16 protein-coding genes are annotated in these 17,025 nt (G+C 58.8%); 5 read left to right on the forward strand and 11 right to left on the reverse strand.

Features of this window, described 5'->3' with window-relative positions; translation table 11 throughout:
- Positions 1-14 precede the first annotated feature (14 nt).
- From ACS1BR_RS03660 to modA, 9 genes are all read right to left on the reverse strand, one after another.
- On the reverse strand, positions 15-2,021 hold the full coding sequence (locus ACS1BR_RS03660) for an ABC transporter ATP-binding protein/permease (RefSeq protein ID WP_463560122.1): 2,007 nt from the start codon (positions 2,019-2,021) through the stop codon (positions 15-17).
- Positions 2,018-3,130 carry an efflux RND transporter periplasmic adaptor subunit gene (locus ACS1BR_RS03665; RefSeq protein WP_463560123.1) on the reverse strand — a complete coding sequence of 371 codons (1,113 nt, stop codon included), beginning with the start codon at positions 3,128-3,130 and terminating at the stop codon, positions 2,018-2,020. Before ACS1BR_RS03665 ends, ACS1BR_RS03660 begins: the two co-directional genes overlap by 4 nt.
- Positions 3,099-3,944: a hypothetical protein gene (locus ACS1BR_RS03670; protein WP_463560124.1), complete on the reverse strand. Its 846-nt coding sequence runs from the start codon at positions 3,942-3,944 to the stop codon at positions 3,099-3,101. Before ACS1BR_RS03670 ends, ACS1BR_RS03665 begins: the two co-directional genes overlap by 32 nt.
- A gap of 273 nt (positions 3,945-4,217) precedes the next feature.
- Positions 4,218-4,688 (reverse strand): molybdenum cofactor biosynthesis protein MoaE, encoded by a 471-nt coding sequence (locus ACS1BR_RS03675; protein WP_463560125.1) that lies wholly within the window; start codon positions 4,686-4,688, stop codon positions 4,218-4,220.
- Positions 4,678-5,184, reverse strand: a complete 507-nt coding sequence (locus ACS1BR_RS03680; RefSeq protein WP_463560126.1) for a MogA/MoaB family molybdenum cofactor biosynthesis protein — start codon at positions 5,182-5,184, stop codon at positions 4,678-4,680. The genes ACS1BR_RS03675 and ACS1BR_RS03680 overlap by 11 nt, the downstream gene beginning before the upstream one ends.
- A gap of 52 nt (positions 5,185-5,236) precedes the next feature.
- Positions 5,237-5,725, reverse strand: a complete 489-nt coding sequence (gene moaC / locus ACS1BR_RS03685) for a cyclic pyranopterin monophosphate synthase MoaC (protein ID WP_463560127.1) — start codon at positions 5,723-5,725, stop codon at positions 5,237-5,239.
- 31 nt (positions 5,726-5,756) lie between these two features.
- Positions 5,757-7,076, reverse strand: a complete 1,320-nt coding sequence (locus ACS1BR_RS03690) for a molybdopterin molybdotransferase MoeA (RefSeq protein ID WP_463560128.1) — start codon at positions 7,074-7,076, stop codon at positions 5,757-5,759.
- Positions 7,073-7,906, reverse strand: a complete 834-nt coding sequence (locus ACS1BR_RS03695; protein WP_463560129.1) for an ABC transporter permease — start codon at positions 7,904-7,906, stop codon at positions 7,073-7,075. Before ACS1BR_RS03695 ends, ACS1BR_RS03690 begins: the two co-directional genes overlap by 4 nt.
- A 24-nt stretch (positions 7,907-7,930) precedes the next feature.
- On the reverse strand, positions 7,931-8,737 hold the full coding sequence (gene modA, locus ACS1BR_RS03700; protein WP_463560130.1) for a molybdate ABC transporter substrate-binding protein: 807 nt from the start codon (positions 8,735-8,737) through the stop codon (positions 7,931-7,933).
- A 109-nt stretch (positions 8,738-8,846) separates the two neighbouring features.
- On the opposite strand from modA, the gene moaA reads away from it, so the two are divergent.
- The 5 genes from moaA (at position 8,847) to ACS1BR_RS03725 (ending at position 13,224) form a co-directional block, all read left to right on the forward strand.
- A complete protein-coding gene (gene moaA / locus ACS1BR_RS03705) occupies positions 8,847-9,983 on the forward strand; it encodes a GTP 3',8-cyclase MoaA (RefSeq protein ID WP_463560131.1) in 1,137 nt (378 codons plus the stop codon).
- A 6-nt stretch (positions 9,984-9,989) separates the two neighbouring features.
- A complete protein-coding gene (locus ACS1BR_RS03710; protein WP_463560132.1) occupies positions 9,990-10,265 on the forward strand; it encodes a MoaD/ThiS family protein in 276 nt (91 codons plus the stop codon).
- 3 nt (positions 10,266-10,268) lie between these two features.
- Positions 10,269-10,850: a molybdenum cofactor guanylyltransferase gene (gene mobA, locus ACS1BR_RS03715; RefSeq protein WP_463560133.1), complete on the forward strand. Its 582-nt coding sequence runs from the start codon at positions 10,269-10,271 to the stop codon at positions 10,848-10,850.
- Between the two features lie 80 nt (positions 10,851-10,930).
- Positions 10,931-12,136: a molybdopterin molybdotransferase MoeA gene (locus ACS1BR_RS03720; RefSeq protein ID WP_463560134.1), complete on the forward strand. Its 1,206-nt coding sequence runs from the start codon at positions 10,931-10,933 to the stop codon at positions 12,134-12,136.
- A gap of 89 nt (positions 12,137-12,225) precedes the next feature.
- Positions 12,226-13,224: a LacI family DNA-binding transcriptional regulator gene (locus ACS1BR_RS03725; RefSeq protein ID WP_463560135.1), complete on the forward strand. Its 999-nt coding sequence runs from the start codon at positions 12,226-12,228 to the stop codon at positions 13,222-13,224.
- Between the two features lie 85 nt (positions 13,225-13,309).
- On the opposite strand, the gene ACS1BR_RS03730 is transcribed toward ACS1BR_RS03725, so the two are convergent.
- The gene (locus tag ACS1BR_RS03730; protein WP_463560136.1) at positions 13,310-15,331 is read right to left on the reverse strand and encodes a glucose PTS transporter subunit IIA; all 2,022 of its coding nucleotides are present in this window, start codon (positions 15,329-15,331) and stop codon (positions 13,310-13,312) included.
- A gap of 133 nt (positions 15,332-15,464) precedes the next feature.
- Positions 15,465-17,015: a glycoside hydrolase family 32 protein gene (locus tag ACS1BR_RS03735; RefSeq protein WP_463560137.1), complete on the reverse strand. Its 1,551-nt coding sequence runs from the start codon at positions 17,013-17,015 to the stop codon at positions 15,465-15,467.
- Positions 17,016-17,025: the final 10 nt, after the last annotated feature.

Consider the following 17,025-nt stretch of genomic DNA (forward strand, 5'->3'; position numbering starts at 1 on the left):
GTCCACCAACAATCCTAGTCGCGTAGGGCAAGTGCGGGGCTTTTTCTGCTGGCTATCCAGGCCGGGTAGGAGGCTGAAATGAGACCTGTAGCCAGCCCCGCGATAGGGGTAAGCAGAACAAGATGGGAGCCGATAGCTACCTGCCAGCCCTGTGCCTGGGCCAGGAAGATTGTGGTGAGGCTACCGGCAAAAACGCCCAGGGATCCTCCCATCAGCCCCAGCAGCGCCCCTTCAGCAAGAAAAAGCCGAGCAATCCCCTTTTTCCCGGTACCTATGGCCCGGCGGAGGGCTATCTCCGGTGTTCTTGCCTGCACCGAGAGGTACATGGCTGTTCCGGCAGAGAGTACAGCGAGAACGAACAGTACAGTGGAAAGGGCGGTAAGAAAGAGGCTGAGGTCCGAGGAGACTTCTGCTCTCAGCTCTGCGATACTGGCCGGTGTCTCAAGGTGGACTGCGGCCGGGGCCTGGGGCGAGAGAGCCATCGGTATTGCTCCGGACACGGCGGCCGAGTAGCCGGGTTGAACCCGCGTATAAAAATTCACCTCGTACTCACCCGCCGACTGCAGTATTCGGGGTGGAACCAAGACAAAGGGAAAGAATTGAGTTTCAAGTTCGCTGCTGTCGATCAGGCCGGCAACGGGGACCCGTTGCCGGCCTATCCAGACACTTGTGCCGGCCGGCAGCTGTGCATCATCGTGCGGTAGAAGGCCCAGGGTCTGGGCGGCTGAGCGGGAGATGAGGGCTGAGTCGGCGGGTAGGGCGGTGTCTGCTGTAGCGAGCTGCGCGGACATTGCGTCGACCAGGCTGCGCGTGCTTTCGGGTGTTAGCGTGGCCGAGACGGTGTCAAGATGCTGATTGTTTGTGCTGATGAGACCGATAGCCTGCTCCGGTTCACTGTCCCGGGGGCCGAATCTGCTGATATTTATATCGGCGGGTGAGACGCTGGCTAGCCAGCTAGATTCTTGAACATAGTTGAGCTGTTTGAGGTTTTCTGCCAGGGTGTGCGCGTTGGGTCCATTGGGGTGGAGGAGGTCGTTGTAGCCCGTTAGGCTGCTTCTAATAACGGTGTTTTCGATATCGAGGAGTCTTTGGTTAACCTGCTGGCTGGCCGATAGACTCACATTGGTTGCCAGTACCAGCCCGCCCGTACCCAGTGCAAAGCAGAGAGCTAAAAGTAGGGTGCGCAGGGGTCGCAGGGTCAGGGTGAGCAGCGTTTCGCCCAGGTCATCGAGGAATCGGGTTGATTTTTTACTGCGGCTAACTTTATGTTTCGCCCCGATTTTCTCCTCCCGGGCCACGGTGCGGGGTGGGATAGCCGGTGCGGTTTTTTCCCGCCGCGGAGTCTTTCTTGTCTCCTCGCTTATTTTCCCGTTATCGACGGTGATGATTCGGGTTGCTATGGCCGCAACATCGGGATCGTGGGTTACCACAAGGATGGTGTGCCCCAGCCGGTGGAGGTCTTGGAATATTTCCATGACTCGGGCGCTGTTGGCCGAGTCAAGGTTTCCGGTGGGTTCATCCGCCAGGATAATGGCCGGTTCGGTGACCGTTGCCCGCGCTATTGCACAGCGTTGCCGTTCTCCGCCGGAGAGAAGTTTTGTGGGTGTAGTGAACCTGTGTTCGAGGCCCAGTTCTTGGAGTCTTTGTCGGGCCCGCCCCATTCTCTCTTTTCTGGGGACCCCCTGTATTCGTAGGCCGGTGAGGGTGTTGTTGAGGGTGCTCTGGTCCAGGAGCATGTGTGAGGATTGAAAAATGAATCCTAGATCCTCACGGCGCAGGCGGTCTTTTTCCGCCTGTGAAATATTTTCTGTTTCCTTCCCGAGGAGCCGGTATGAGCCTGACGACGGTGTTTCGAGCAGCCCTATGATGTTGAGGAGGGTTGATTTACCGGAGCCCGATTTTCCCCAGAGAGCAACCAGTTCTCCGCGAAATATTTTGAGGTTTATATCATCGAGTACTTTTTCACCCGGTGAGAATTCTTTGCCGATACCGGACAGCTCAATCATAGGTTGCGCGGTCATTGCAGGAGCACCTTTGTTCCTGATTCTATGGAAGCGTCGATGGCGGTGTAGCCGTCTGCGCTGTGTAATACCGTGACGTCCACCCTTTGGCCTGCCTCCGGGTCTTCTGTCCCGTTGTCGGCAAGCACATAGGTACCCCGTGAGTCTTCTTTGATGGCGCTGCTGGGCACCGCCAGTGTTTTCTCCTGGCTCTCGCCACTGGTCAGGGAGACGAACTGGTCTGCTACCAGCTGCGAGGTGTCCTCGACTCTCATACGAACGGTGTAGCCGGCTCCGGTTTTTTCTGTTCCGGGCACGAGGTCGCCAATTTCGCTCACCCGTGCAGAGGTTTTTCCTTTGCTGGTGATGGCTGTGAATTCCCGGTCGATTTCTACCGAGTCGATGGCTGCTACCGGCACGTGTGCATCAATGTAGGGGGGTGATTTTTCAAGCCGGACCATGGGCTTTTCATCGGATACCTGTTCGCCTATCTGAGCTGTCTGCAGAATTTTTGTTCCCCCCGAGGGGAGGGGAACAAAGTTTTCGGGGCTGATGGTCTCTATTCCTTCTTCCGGTATATCGAGCCTTTCGCTGCGGTAGAGGGCTGTGACGGCGGCCAGGGTGGTCTCTGTGACCAGGCCGTCGGTGTTGGTGGGGTAGCCTATTTTTGCCAGGGCCTGTTGAAAGTAGGTAACGTCTTGGCCTCTATCTCCCCGGTGAAGTTCGCGGTAGAGGGGCAGGGGTGGGTCGAGGACGAAAATGGGCTGTCCCCCTACCAGGCCCAGCAGGTCGCCACTGGCTAGGTTCTGCCCCACCGTTACTCCCAGTGAAAGCACCATGGGGCTTCCGCTTGTTTGCGTGACCAGGTTGGTGATTTCTGCGGATTTTGCGGTTCCGGTCAAGTTTATTCCCCTGTTGACCACCCTGTTTTCTGCCCGACCCCAGACGGGTACTGTGGCCGATGCCTGTTCTTGGGGGTCGGTACCTGTTACCGGGTAACGGGTACCCAGCAGAAATGCTCCCGCTAAAGAACCGATGGCCAGGAGCGCAAAGAGAGCGACGATGAGCGGCTTTCCGCCGGGGGAATGACGGCCTTTTTTATTGGTTGTGGGCGATATATTGTTCTGCATTTTTAAGGTGCTCCGCCATGGTTTCTTTTTCTTGGTTAAGAGCCACCCTGTTTTCTTCGATCAGGGGCCCCTGGTAGGCGGCTTCAAGGTCTGCTAGTTTTTGTGCCATTCCGGTATCTTGGGAGCATTGTGCCTCGATGGTGGCCACCCTGATAGATTCTTTGTGCACGGCAGGGTCACTTAGATTTTGGTCGGCAATTTTTACCGCTTCTTGGGAACCCCATGCACCATCTTCTTTTTCAGGAGTTAACCCTTTATCGCTGAGACACTGCCACCAGGTTTGGCGGGCTTCCGCCCACCGGGGATCTTGACTAGCCCTGTTCTTTGCTTGGGCTTCCAGAGATCCCGCCAGCGAGGAAAATTCGTCTACCGGAGCAAATGTTTCTAGTGTTTCTTGGTTTTCCGTGTAGCATTTTTCAATATATTCTTCTGGAATATTATTAATTTCCTTTAGATTCTGGTTTTGTTTCAGCGTCTCATGAGAGGTTCCAAAACCGTATTTTTGCGTATAGTCGGTGTTCCACATACCGTACTCCCGCGAACCATCCAGCAGCTCACTAGCTTCATATTGGGGATAGGAGTACCCTTCAGACTTCAGACACCGATCCATAACGATCGCGTGCGCCTGATTATAGGTATTGATATTCTTCTCACCCGCTAGATACTCGGTGAGGGGCTTGATAATGAGATTGTTTTGGTAGTCGAAGGTTGCGGTGTAAGAATCATCCCTCTTTAAATCTTGCTGGGCAGATGAACAGGCGCTTAAAACAATACCTACGGCAACTGTACTACACATCAAAAATGTACGTTTCATAAGTCTACCAACACTTTATATAATCAAAAAAAGACACTAACTCCTCTTATTACTTATTACGACCCGGTGGGCGGTAGATCTACCGCCCACCGGATTATATAAATATTATCTCAACGAAAGGAACAGATATAACATCTACAAGAAGTTGAGATCTATATCTCATCATCGAGATACTATGAGTATGCACTTAATATATATGTCTGTCAAGCTCTTGGAAGAAAATTTTCTGCTAGATAGTGGTAAACAACTAGCAACCGTCACTGCCAGATAATCCTAGGTGTCAAGCCCCACCCACTCCACCGTTCCGTCTGCCATTTCCTGTTCCTTCCAGATGGGCACCTCAGCCTTAATACGGTCAGCAGCTAACTGACATGCCTCAAAAGCCTGCCCCCGGTGGGCCGCCGCTGCTATCACGGTCAGGGCGGACTCCCCTATAGCTATAGCGCCAACCCGGTGCACCGCCCACAGGCGTACCCCGGCTACCTCGGCAGCCACTGACTCAACAGTCTTACGCATATATTCCCCCGCCTGCGGGTGGGCTGTATATGACAGAGAAGCAACAGCCTGTCCGTGGTCATGATTACGAACCACCCCGTCAAAGACCACCAGCGCCCCCATCTGCTCGGTCATCACCCGTCCCCGGGCCTCAGCAAATAGGGGCTCCAGAGCCCGGTCGGTCACCGCCGTATAAAGCACAATCGATTCGGAGGGCTCTAGCCCGTTACTGTACCGGTCAGTGGTCATGATAATCCTCAAGCTGTCGAATAATATGGGTGAGCACCGAATCAAGCACCGCGCAGCCGTCTCGTACACCACCGCGCGAACCCGGCAGAGTCATCACAAAACTGCGCCCGATCACCCCGGCAACCCCCCTACTGAGAACTGCCGCGGGTGTCGATTCTAGTCCCTTAGCCCAAAAAGCGTGCATCAGCCCCGGTATCTCTTTCTCAAGATAGGGTCGCACAGCCTCCACCGTCTGATCATCACTATTGAGCCCGGTGCCCCCGCTCGTCAGAATCATGGTGGGCAGCTCCCGTCTGCCGCCCAGAAGCTCCCTCATAAATTCCCCCACCTGCCGGTCTTCTATCACCGTGGCGTCGGGGGTTTTAAACCCCCGGCCGCGCAACCAATCCACGGCAATCGGGCCCGAACGGTCCTCATAGATCCCCCGTGCAGCACGGGTTGATACCACCACGACCAGGCCGCTGGCTCGCTTCTTGAGAGTCTCGCCCTCGCTCATTTCCCTCGTCCTCTCCCTCAAAAAATTCCCGTGCACGGCAGTCACCGAAAACTCACCGGCTCACACTTGCAACCCAGTCCCCGGATTTTCCACCCGTCTTTTCGAGCACCCGAACACCGGTAATCACCGCGCCCTTATCCAGGGCCTTAATCATGTCAAAAACGGTGAGGGCAGCCGCCGACACCGCGGTAAGCGCCTCCATCTCGACCCCGGTTACTCCGCGAGTCTTCACCGCAGCAAGAATCCTCACCCCGTTGTCCAGGCGTTCAAAATCCACCGTGATCTTCCCCAACGGTAGCGGGTGGCACAGCGGTATAAGCTCAGAGGTTTTCTTGGCCCCCATAATCCCCGCAATACGCGCTGCCGGCAGGGCATCGCCCTTGGGCAGATCCGCATCAAAAATCTTTTCAATCACACCGGGCCGAGTAACCACGGTGGCCTCGGCCACCGCGGTACGGGTCGTAGCCTTCTTTTCGGTCACGTCCACCATGTGCGCAGAACCGTCACCGCGCAGGTGGGTGAGTTCATTTTCCTCTGCCATATCGAGGCCCCCTAACTGTACATTGGGTATTTTATAGCCGATACCAGCGTAGAGTATCACCGGGCGCATAGCCGGTATCGGCCTCTATCTCAACCAGCGCATTTGCGCCGCTGGCCCGCTGCAGCAAATGTGAGCCCGTGCGGCAATCCGGGTAAAGGCTGACCTCTACCCCGCCCCTGAGATTGTAGGTAATCTGCGCCTTTGCCCTGCGAAACTGGGTTTTATGGGGCAGGCCGTGAATTTCGTTCTCCCCCGCTAAAAGCCCGTAACGAGGCGGGGTATCCTGCCCCCGATAGCGGGCTAGAACCGGTGCCAACAGCAGCGTATAAGAAATCAGGGTGCTCACCGGATTTCCGGGAAAAGCTAGCCAGCCAAGCCGGCTCTGCGTGTCCCCTACCGTGGACCTGAGCCCAATAAGCCCCTGGGGTCCACCCGGCTGCTGGGCGACATGGCCAAACCAGCTCTCCTCCACGGCCAAAGGCCCTCCCGAGCTCGCCCGCAAAAGTCCCACCGCATTTTTGACCACCTCATACTTGCCGTGGCTAATACCGCCGCTTGAGACAAGAAGCTGCGGCTGGAACTCCCGCACGGCAGCCCCGAGATCTTTCACCAGTTGCCGGGGATTATCGGTGAGCTGCAGACGGGCAGTTCGCGCCCCGTCCTCGGCGAGCAGAGCCTCAAGCATGGGCCCGTTGGCGTCGCGGATCTGACCGGTGCGCGGCTGCCCGCCATCAACCACCTCGTCGCCCCCGGTCAGCACAAGCACCCGCGGTAGCGAAAGCACATCCACCCGGCCTATTCCCTGCCCAGCCAGCACCCCCAGGTGGGCCGGAGTCAGTACGGTTTCCGCAGACAATATTTTTTCACCGGCCACGGTATCTTCACCCACCGACCGAACATAGGCGCCAACGGGAGAAACCGGTAAACGCACCCGGCTACCGGCGGCAGCAAAGCCACTCTCCTTCCGACCCAGGATCTCTGCGGCTTCCTCCGGTACCACGCAGTGGTAGCCGGCCGGAAGGGCTGCCCCGGTCATAATCGGATACGCGGTATCGTCGCTCACCGGCACCCCGGTGGGATCGGTACCGGCGGGTAGATCCTGCCCCACGGTAAACACCCGGTTTTCCCTGCCGGCGGCGGTCGACGTGAGGGCGTAGCCGTCCATCTGAGCATTGGCGAAAGCGGGTGAATTCTCTACCGCCAGAATATCCGAAGCGGTCACCCGCCCCAGTACCTCAGCCAGGTCTAGGGTCTCAACCTGTCCGGTGAGCAGGGGCGCGATCCGCTCGGCCACCATCTGCCGGTAGGTTTCCGGCGCGAGAGCCCGCACCTGAGGTTTGCCGTGTCTCACGGAATACTCCTTAGCCTCCGTAATGTCCAGATAAATACCGCTATACCCAGAATAATGAGGTAGAGGCTTATCAGTTGAAGGGCTGACCCCAGCGCTTCTGCCATGTAGTTTGAGCTGAGCATCAGTTCAATATTGAGCGGTATCGTGCGGGTTCTATCAGCTATGTTACCGGCAAAGGTTACGGTGGCCCCGTACTCGCCGAGGGCCCGGGCAAAGGAGAGAAGGAAACCCGTTGCTATGCCGGGAGCGGCGATAGGCAGCAGTACTTTACCGGTAATTTCTAGGGGGTTCGCCCCCTCAACCAGGGCTATCTCTTCATATTCCTCGGGGATAGCTCGCAGTGTGGTGACGGTGGTGGCCACAAAGAAAGGCAGGCCCACAAAAGTCTGGGTAATAACCACAGCAAGCGGTGTGAAGGGTATGGAGACACCCAGATCATAGAGCCAGGCCCCGAGCACCCCTTTTCTGCCCCAGAAAAAGGTGAGGGCTAAACCGGAAACCACAGGGGAAAGGATCACCGGAGTGTAGAGGAGAGCGTAGAGGGCAAGGCCAAGCCGCCGAAGCCGGGTGCGCTCCAGAACTTTCACCAAAACCAGTGAGAGCGGTAGGCCGATAACTCCGCACACGAGGGTGGAGATCAGCGCGGTCACCACCGAGAGTTTTCCCGCAGACAGGGCAGCCTCATCGCTCACGAGCTCGACAGCCCTGCCCCAGGGTATACTCACCCCCAGCCCGAGCAACGGACCCATAATCATGAGCAGTCCCAGCAGGGCCGGGAACACACAGAAGACCGGGACCGTGCGGAAAGCCGAGGGGTTTTTTGCGGTCATAGCATATCGTGAATCGTAGAGCCTCTACTCCGCTGAACCAAAACCGTAGTCGGCAAGGATTTTCTGCGCCTGCTCGCCGTTCAACCATTCGGCGAAAGAACTAGCCGCACTGTTTTCGGCACCGGTCTTGGTCAGCGCCATGGGGTAGCGATTCTTCTCGAGATCATCGAGGGGTATCTCGGTAATATTCTGCTCTTTTTTGATGGTTGCGGCATCGGTGGTGTAGATAAAACCGGCATCAACGGTACCGGTTGCCACCTTGGTGGAGACCTCCGAAACATTCTGCTCTTCGGTGGCATTGCCCAGGGTGACACCCTTATTATCTAGCTCCCGGTGGGCGAGGTTTCCGCAGGGGACTTCAACGGCACAGATCGCGGTGGTGACGTCGGCCGAGGAAAGATCCTCAACCGACCGCACGTTGGCGGGGTTATCGGCGGCGGTGGCCAGCACCAGCGCGTTGGTGGCAATAACCGTAGGGTTGACATCGCTGAGATCGGCAACGGACCCCACCGCGGTGTCCATCGTCTTGGTGTCAGCGGTAATCAGCAGATCGGGGCTGGCCCCCTGCTCCATCTGCTGCACCAGTTTGGAGGACCCCGCATAGTTGAAGGTAATATCCACTCCGGGGTTGGCTTCCTCGTAAGCCTTTTCCAGGTCGGCCCCGGCGGCGTTGAGCGAGGCGGCGGCAAAAACTTCCACGCTACCGCCGCTGTTTGAGGAAGTTGACGAGTCAGCCGACTCCGACGAGCTACCGCCGCAGGCTGCCAGGGTCAGCCCCGAAATCATGGCGAGAGAAACACCGGCTGTCTTGGTGAATTTAGACGCAGACATAGATAATCTCCTTGGACGCTGAGGAAAATTATGGTGTAGTGGCCTATCCGAATTTCAGATACCCTAAATATAACAATAAACATGCAAATTTTATCGAAAGATTAGATTGATGGCATATACCAGCAGCGGCTCACCCGGCACCCTCATTGCCGGACCCCACCTTCGGGTGGTCACCACCGGTGTAGCTATGCCCGAGAATCCGCGACTTTCGGGCCCCCTCGTCGACCGCTGGGGACGGACCGCCACCGATTTGCGCATATCCCTCACCGATCGATGCAATCTCCGCTGCCGGTACTGTATGCCGGCTGAAGGACTCGACTGGCTACCCACCGACCGGGTACTTTCTGCCGACGAAATTATTCGGCTCGCCCTCATCGGTGTTGAGTCTCTGGGGATCAAGGAGATTCGCTTTACCGGCGGCGAACCGCTTTTGCGCCGGGAGCTACCCGAGATTTTGGCATCGGTCCATGCAGCCCACCCGCAGATTCCTCTCTCCATCACCACCAACGGTATGGGTCTTGAAAAGAAAGCGGACCGCCTGGTTGAGGCCGGGCTCAGCCGTATTAATGTTTCGCTCGACTCCATCTGCCCCGAAACTTTTGCCCAGCTCACCCGCAGGAACCGTCTCAAAGACGTACTCAGCGGTATCGACTACGCCGCCTCAGCGGGACTGAACCCCATCAAAATCAATGCCGTGCTCATGCCCGGTATCAACGACACCCAGGCACCGGACCTCCTCGAATGGGCGCTGGCTGCCGGCTACCAGCTTCGTTTTATTGAGCAGATGCCGCTCGACGCTGACCGCCGCTGGACCCAGGAGGGGACCATCACCGCCGCCCGGATTCGTGAAATTCTCTCGGAGCGGTTTAGACTCTCCCGGCCCCCCGGACCGCGCGGCTCCTCCCCGGCAGATCTGTGGGATGTTTTTCCGGCCGACAACCAGCGGCCCGACAACCGGCAGCCGCTGGGACAGGTGGGTATTATTGCCTCGGTGACCGAGCCCTTCTGTAGCACCTGCACCCGCACCCGTCTGACCGCCGACGGCAAGGTACGCAGCTGCCTCTTCTCCCAAACCGAAACGGACCTCATGCAGCTGCTACGCTCGGGGGCCAGCGATGCGGATATAGCCACCCGCTGGCGCGACGCTATGTGGGCCAAACCCGCCGCCCACGGTCAAGACAGCGGAGGGTTCTCACCCACCGATTTTGCCGTATCAAGCCGATCCATGAGCGCCATTGGGGGCTAAGCTTCAATGAATATCCACTACTTTGCCGCAGCACGGGCAGCCTCTGCCACCGCCAGCGAAGAAATTAGCCTGGGCAGCATCGGTTCAGCCCAGCCACCCACGCTCGCCAGCCTCCGCGAACACCTGGGAAAAAGGCACACCGGCTCCACCCCCTCGGGCATGAGTATGGCGCAGGTTCTTGCCCAGTGCTCCTTTCTCATCAACGGCGTATCCGCCCAAGACAGCAGCCGGCTGGCGGAAGGTGACCGGGTCGATGTGCTACCGCCCTTTGCCGGAGGATAAACGGTGACGACGGTGGACTACAACGCGATTGTTTTAGCCGGCGGGCGCTCCTCCCGTCTGGGCGGCACCCCCAAGGCGGGGCTTTCTAACGGCTCTCACACGCTGCTGGCCCGCACCCTGACTGCGGTGGAGGGCAGCCGGTACACCGTCGTGGTGGGTCCACCGCACCTTCCACTGCCGAAAGGGGTTCTACTCACCCGCGAACACCCGCCCTTTGCGGGGCCGGCGGCGGCCATTGCTGCCGGATTGGCGGCCCTGGCCAAGAAACGGGCTGACTGGACCGCGGTGTTCGCCGTCGATATGCCCGGCACAGCTATTGCCCTGGACCACCTGCTGAAAGCGGCCGCGAGCGCTCCCGAACACATCGAGGGTTTTGCCGGTGAAACCGGGGGGATATTCCAGCCTCTTGCCGGCATATACCGTACAGGGGCGCTGTCCACGGCTTTCTCCGGGCAGACCGCTCACACTTCCGTGCGCGGGCACCTGTCCCGGCTGAGGATTTCGCGGCTGCCCCTACCGCCGGGGACAACCGACGATATTGATACCTGGGAGGACGCGCGGGTCCTGGGTTTTACCGAGGTGTAATGACGGGGCGAGGAGCGGGTTCAGCGCAGCGGCTGAAGAGTTTTCACTATCGACTATCTGGCAGACATAAGGATTCTAACGTGCGACATGTTCAGTGGGCTACCGCGGTTGAGAGAATATACCGGCAGGGGCGTGAGCTGGCGGTTGAGCAAGAGCTCTCCCTGGAGCAGGCTTTCGGGGCGGTATTGGCCGAAGATGTTTTTACCCCTATTCCGTTGCCGCACTATGATTCTTCGGCTATGGACGGCTACGCCTGTGCCGGGCGCCCGCCCTGGCGACTTATCGAGCTCGGGGAGGCGGGCCCCCGCGAGAATCTGCACCGGCGGGCACCCGCGCTCACCGATGGGTATGCTGCTCCTATTCTTACCGGTGGTCTTCTCCCCGCGGGTGCTGAGGCAGTGCTGAGGCTCGAACAGGCCGAGCTGACCGAGCGGGAGGGTAAGGTTTTTCTCTCTCCCACCGGCCCGGTTCCGGCGCCGGGGACAGATATTCGCCGTACCGGTGAGGAGATACCGGCGGGGACAAGGGTGGCTGAGAGCGGGACGCTACTTTCTGCCCGTCTGGTCGCTTTCCTGTCGGTGTGCGGGATCGACACTGTCCGGGTCTACCGGCGGCTCAGCGTGTCTATCGCCTATACCGGCAACGAGGTGGTTAGCCGCGGTATACCCGGCCCCGGTGAGGTGCGTGACGCCTATTCGGTACAGTTTCCCGATCTTATCCGCAGGTTTGGTGCAGATCCGGTCTCTACCGCTCATCTCCACGACAATCTCGATGAGTTCCGTGCCTGGTTTGAGGGCGCTGAACAGCAGAATTCTCGGGTGCTCTTATTGACCGGCGGCTCCTCAACCTCCGAGGTGGATCTGCTGCGCAGGGTGCTTGCCGACTATCGGGCTCGGTACCTGTTTGAGGCGGTGGCGGTTCGTCCCGGTCACCCCTGTCTGGCGGCGTTACTCCCGGATTCCCGGTTGGTTTTGGGGCTACCGGGTAACCCGCTGGCTGCCCATACCAGCCTCTATTCCTATGTTCCCGCACTGGTTGCCGGCTCACGCGCCCGGCCCCTACCCGTCAATCCCACCGCCGTTGTCAGCCAGACGTTACCGGCTTTTGGCAAGCCCGATGAGCGGCTGGTCCCCGCTCTCGTCGGCGAGGGGAAAGCACAGCCGCTGACCGATAGGTCACGCTCGCATATGCTTTCGTCCTTTGCCCGGGCAAACGCCCTGCTGTTGGTTCCTCCTCGGGGAGCGCAGGTCGGTGAAAGTCTTGGCTACCTGCCGCTTGATACCTAGGCAAAAAATAATTCTGTCCTCGCCGCCGCAGCGCCTATAATGAAACCTTGAAAATCCCGGAACAGGAAACCGGTGTACAAGGAGAGAATGTGGCCAAGCCCAAGCTAGAAGATGTGGCGGAGGTAGCCGGGGTATCGCCCACTACAGTATCCAGGGTGCTCAACAACCGCGGCTATATCTCCCAGGCTACCCGGGAGAAGGTTCACGCCGCCATGGGTAAAATCAACTACCGGCCCAACGCCATTGCCCGCTCACTGCAGGGGCAGAGAACCCACCTGATCGGGCTGGTTTTTCCCACCGTAGCCAACCCCTTCTACGGCGAACTCGCCCACCGTATCGAGTCCAAATTGGCCGATGCCAGCTACAGGGTCATTCTCTGCAATAGCGAAGACCACCCAGAAATTGAGGCCCGCTACCTCGACATGCTTCTGGGCAACCAGGTGGACGGTGTGGTAACGGGCGCCCATTCCGATGTGGTGGCTAACGCCCCAAACCTGGGGGCACCGCTGGTCACCATTGACCGGGTACAGACCGGCAACTACCCCAATATTTCTTGCGACAATTTTTACGGTGCCCGCCTGGCGACGAGCACGCTCATCGAGCGGGGAGCACGCGAGATCGTGCACCTCACCTCCACCCTGTCGGAGGAGAACCTGCGGCAGCGGGGGTTTTACGCGGCGATGGCAGAAGCGGGGGCTAGACCCCGCATCGTTGAGCTCGGTTTCACGGCCACCGACGATGAGCATCGCCGGCTCATCAACACCTACCTTGACCGGCACCCGGAGGTGGACGCTGTTTTCGCCTCCAACGATATCTACGCCAGCATGGCGCTGGAGTGGGCGCACCGACGGGGAAAAAAGGTACCCGAAGATTTTATGGTGATCGGATTTGATGGGACCCCGGCAGTCCGCGCCCTCCTCCCCGAGCTTGCCACCGTAGTGCAGCCGATCGAGCAGATGGCCGCCCGCACCGTTGAGCGACTGCTGGCGGCCATCAACGGGGACATCGACAACGATCCCGCCGGTTCCCGGCAGGCTGATATTCTTCCGGTGCGGCTCCACCTGGGTGGCACCGTGCGTGAACGGTAGGCAACCAGCGGATACACACAGTACGGCCTCTCACCGATGTGAGAGGCCGTACTACTGTAATGAGGCGCTACCGGAAGAAGACCGGCTAGGCTTCGACGGGGGCGGTAGCGGTGTCCGTTTCCCGGGCCTCAACGGCGATCAGAGAATCACCGCGGGCCACGGTTGAACCGCTGGCGAGTCCGGCAGCAAAACCGGTCTGAGCCACGGTCTTCTTTGCGTTGGTGATCACCAGCGGCGTGGTCAGCGGGTAGCCGGCTTTGGCAATCGCCTGCATATCGAACTCCACCAGCACGTCGCCGCGTTTGACCTGCTGCCCCTTGGTGACCCGAGGGGTAAAGTGCTTGCCGTCGAGCTCTACGGTGTCAAAACCGATGTGCATGAGCAGTTCGAGGCCGGATTCGGCCCGCATCCCCACGGCGTGGCCGGTGGGAAAGGCCACGGTGATCTTGCCGTCTGCCGGGGCCACCAGCACCCCGGTACTGGGCTCAATAGCCGCACCGGGCCCCAGGGCACCGGTAGCAAAGGTCTGGTCGCTGACCTCTGAGAGGGCCAGCACCCTACCGTCCAGGTGCGCGGTGAGCCCAAAACCCTCGGTACCGGTAACAGCGGGGGTCTCAGCTGCCTCAGCCTTACTTGCCTCAACGGCGGCGTCAATCTCTTCAGCCTTGGCGGCCTCACGGCGCCCCCAGGTGTAAGCCACCACGAAGGCCACCACCGTGGCTGCGATCAGGGCAATCCAGAAACCACCCCAGCCGGCTCCCTCCTGAGTCGATATGGAGAGGAAACCCAGCACACCTGCCGAGCCCAGCGCCACCGCTTTAACCCCGAAGATAGCAACCAGCAGACCACCCACAGCGCCGCCGACTGCGGCCGAGTAGAAGGGCCAGCGCAGGCGCAGGTTGACACCAAAGATAGCGGGCTCGGTGATCCCCAGGAAGGCCGAGGGGAAGGAGCCACCGGCGACCCCCCTCATCTTCTGGTCTTTGGAGGTGAGGAAGACGGCCAGGGCAGCTGCACCCTGGGCGACGTTTGCCATCGAGGCGATCGCAAAGATAAAGGAACCGCCGCTGGCCCAGAGCATACTCTCGATGGGAGGGAACGACTGGTGCAAGCCGGTAATCACAATAGCGGAGTAGAGGGCACCAAAGACGAGCCCACCCAGCGGGCCGGCCACCGTATAGAGCCAGTTAATACCCTCACCCAGCAAGGTACCGGCGTTAAAGAGCAGCGGCCCAGCAAAGGCGAAGGTGATAAAACCGGTGATCAGCAGGGTCAGCGTGGGGGTGAGAATAAAATCGGCCACACCTTTGAGAATCCGGTGAAAGCCCTTCTCGATCAGGGTGAGCAGATAGGAGATCACCAGGATAGGAAGCACGGTCCCCTGGTAGCCGATCTGCGGTACCTGGTAGCCGAAGAGATCCCAGTACTGCATGGTGGTCACGGTACCGTCGCCGTTGTCGACGGGGCCTTCCAGCAGAGCGGCTACCTGGTAGCCGTTCGCAAGGGAGGGGCTGAGCATGGCCAGGCCCATGGTGAGACCCAGGTAGGGGTTACCGCCGTAGACCTTAGTTGCCGAGTAGCCAACGATCGCCGGCAGGAAAGCAAAGGGGGCCGCCGAGAGCAGGTTAACAATGGAGGCCACCCCCTCCCACTGCGGGTACATGGCGATAAGAGACGGGGCATCGGGGCCACCGAAAAGCCCCTCGGCGGTGAGCACATTGTTCAGCGCCATGAGCATACCGCCGCCCACCAGAACCGGCACTAGCGGCACAAAAATGTCCGAGACAATTTTGAGGAAACGGGACAGCAGGTTGCCTTTACCGGCTGCCACCGATTTCAGTTCGTCCTTCGATACCTCGGGCATACCGGCCGCCGCCATGTGTTTGTACACCTCGTTGACGTCCCCGGGGCCCACAATAATCTGAAACTGGCCGGCGTTTTCGAAGGTCCCCTTGAGGTCTTCGTTGGCGTCGAGTCCTGCCTGGTTGATTGCGCTTTCGTCTTTGAGCACGAGACGAAGACGGGTTGCACAGTGTGCCCCTGCCTGAATGTTGGTGACACCACCAACATTCTTCAGCACGTCTTGTGCCACGGATTTATGGTCCATGTCATCTCCTTGAACGGGTGTGTTACCGGGCTGGCTTCTGCGGAGCACCGGTGTGAGTCAGGTGATTGTGACCCCGATATGCTAATCGTTTGACACATATTATCACAGATCACCGGGCAAACTGTCAGCTGAATTACCGGCCAGCCTCCTCGCACCGACGCTTACCGGCGGTATCCTCCACCTCTAGACTGGCGGCTTTCAGCTGTCCCACCCTGTCTGCGGCAGGGCGACCATCCACCGTTTCAAAGGACACAGATTCCAGCCGACCGTGCAGGTAGATCCTGGCGGTAAAAGACTCCGCTCCCCCATCGAAAAACACCTCGATCGCCGAACCGTCAAAAAGAATCTCAAAACTGTGGGTATCAGCCGCCGGCACGGAGCGACGTCGCAGCGCACCCCCGACGGTATAGCGACTACCGTAACGGTCCATGATCATCAGGTCCCGGTCAACGGTGAGCACCAGGGCAGAGCCCCGCTCATCGCGCATCACAATGTTAATCGGCTGACCAGATACCTCAAGACTGCCGGACATTCTCAGGGTCCGTTTGCCAGCTAGCCCCCGAACCGCACCCTGCTGATCAAGCTCGACGGGCTCAAGAGCCAGCGTGCTGTCAAGCTGCTCCACCGGCCGTTGATATATTTTGCCATCGGTCAACCGCAGCTCACGCGGGTAGGTGAGCATGTGAATCCAGTGATAGGTCCAGGACGGCTGGTCGTCTTCATCGGCGTTACCCAGCCAGGCCATGAGCACCGCGCGGTCACCGGCAGTATCGATGTTGCTGACCACCTGCGGGGCATAGAACTCAAAACCCGAATCAAATTCGGTGAAAGGAGTCCGCACCTCAAAGCGGTTTCCAACGAGCTTACCCACCGTATAACCGCACTGGTAAATGTTATTGAAGTGTTCACCGTCAGCATCGAGACCCTGGGGGCAGAACATCAGCACATCCAGCATCTCCCCGGTGGCGGTGTCTCGAAGAGGGAAGAGGATAGGGCACTCAAACATATACCCAAATTGTGTAAGCGAGGGGTCAGAAAACTCGATCTCGGAACCAAAAGTCCAGGTGCGGCGATCATCAGACGTGTAATAGACCACCGCCCCGGTCAGATCCTGCCGCTGAGCCCCGATGATCGCCCACCATCGGCCCTGCCGCCAGAAAACATGGGGGTCCCTAAAATGGGCGGTATAGCCCTCTGCCGGCCCACTTATCAGCGGATTCTGCGGAAAAACCCTAAAAGTCTCGCCGTTGTCGGTCGAGGTGAAAAGGCACTGGTAGGGTGTTCTCTCCCCCGCCTCATCCTTCACGTTGCCGGTATAGAAAAACTCCAAAGTGCCGTCGGGAGCAACGATCCCCGACCCCGAATAGCAGCCATTTTTGTCGTACCACTTCACCGGGGCGATAGCGGTTTTATCGTCTTTCCAGTGGGTGAGATCGGTACTGGTTGCGTGCCTCCAGAAAACAGCCCGAATAGGGTGGACCGGCGAATACTGGTAGAAAGCATGGTAGACGCCGTCTTTGTAGACCAGCCCGTTGGGGTCGTTGAGCCGACCCACCGGCGGGGCCAGATGCAGGGCCGGATAGTCCGGGTCCGAATGCGCAAGCCTGGAAAAGTTCTCAAACGACTTGTGAGCTTCACGCAGTAGTTCTTCGGCAGTGTACTGCGACGGAATATAGTCCACCATTATTGCTATA

This window comes from Rothia sp. 18CD1-1 (genome assembly GCF_055285355.1).

Bases quoted from the DNA above. Each gene is read 5' to 3' on its own strand.
- ACS1BR_RS03660 (WP_463560122.1), bottom strand. From the start codon at position 2,021: ATGACCGCGCAACCTATGATTGAGCTGTCCGGTATCGGCAAAGAATTC.
- ACS1BR_RS03665 (WP_463560123.1), bottom strand. From the start codon at position 3,130: ATGCAGAACAATATATCGCCCACAACCAATAAAAAAGGCCGTCATTCC.
- ACS1BR_RS03670 (WP_463560124.1), bottom strand. From the start codon at position 3,944: ATGAAACGTACATTTTTGATGTGTAGTACAGTTGCCGTAGGTATTGTT.
- ACS1BR_RS03675 (WP_463560125.1), bottom strand. From the start codon at position 4,688: ATGACCACTGACCGGTACAGTAACGGGCTAGAGCCCTCCGAATCGATT.
- ACS1BR_RS03680 (WP_463560126.1), bottom strand. From the start codon at position 5,184: ATGAGCGAGGGCGAGACTCTCAAGAAGCGAGCCAGCGGCCTGGTCGTG.
- moaC (WP_463560127.1), bottom strand. From the start codon at position 5,725: ATGGCAGAGGAAAATGAACTCACCCACCTGCGCGGTGACGGTTCTGCG.
- ACS1BR_RS03695 (WP_463560129.1), bottom strand. From the start codon at position 7,906: ATGACCGCAAAAAACCCCTCGGCTTTCCGCACGGTCCCGGTCTTCTGT.
- modA (WP_463560130.1), bottom strand. From the start codon at position 8,737: ATGTCTGCGTCTAAATTCACCAAGACAGCCGGTGTTTCTCTCGCCATG.
- moaA (WP_463560131.1), top strand. From the start codon at position 8,847: ATGGCATATACCAGCAGCGGCTCACCCGGCACCCTCATTGCCGGACCC.
- ACS1BR_RS03710 (WP_463560132.1), top strand. From the start codon at position 9,990: ATGAATATCCACTACTTTGCCGCAGCACGGGCAGCCTCTGCCACCGCC.
- ACS1BR_RS03730 (WP_463560136.1), bottom strand. From the start codon at position 15,331: ATGGACCATAAATCCGTGGCACAAGACGTGCTGAAGAATGTTGGTGGT.
- ACS1BR_RS03735 (WP_463560137.1), bottom strand. From the start codon at position 17,015: ATGGTGGACTATATTCCGTCGCAGTACACTGCCGAAGAACTACTGCGT.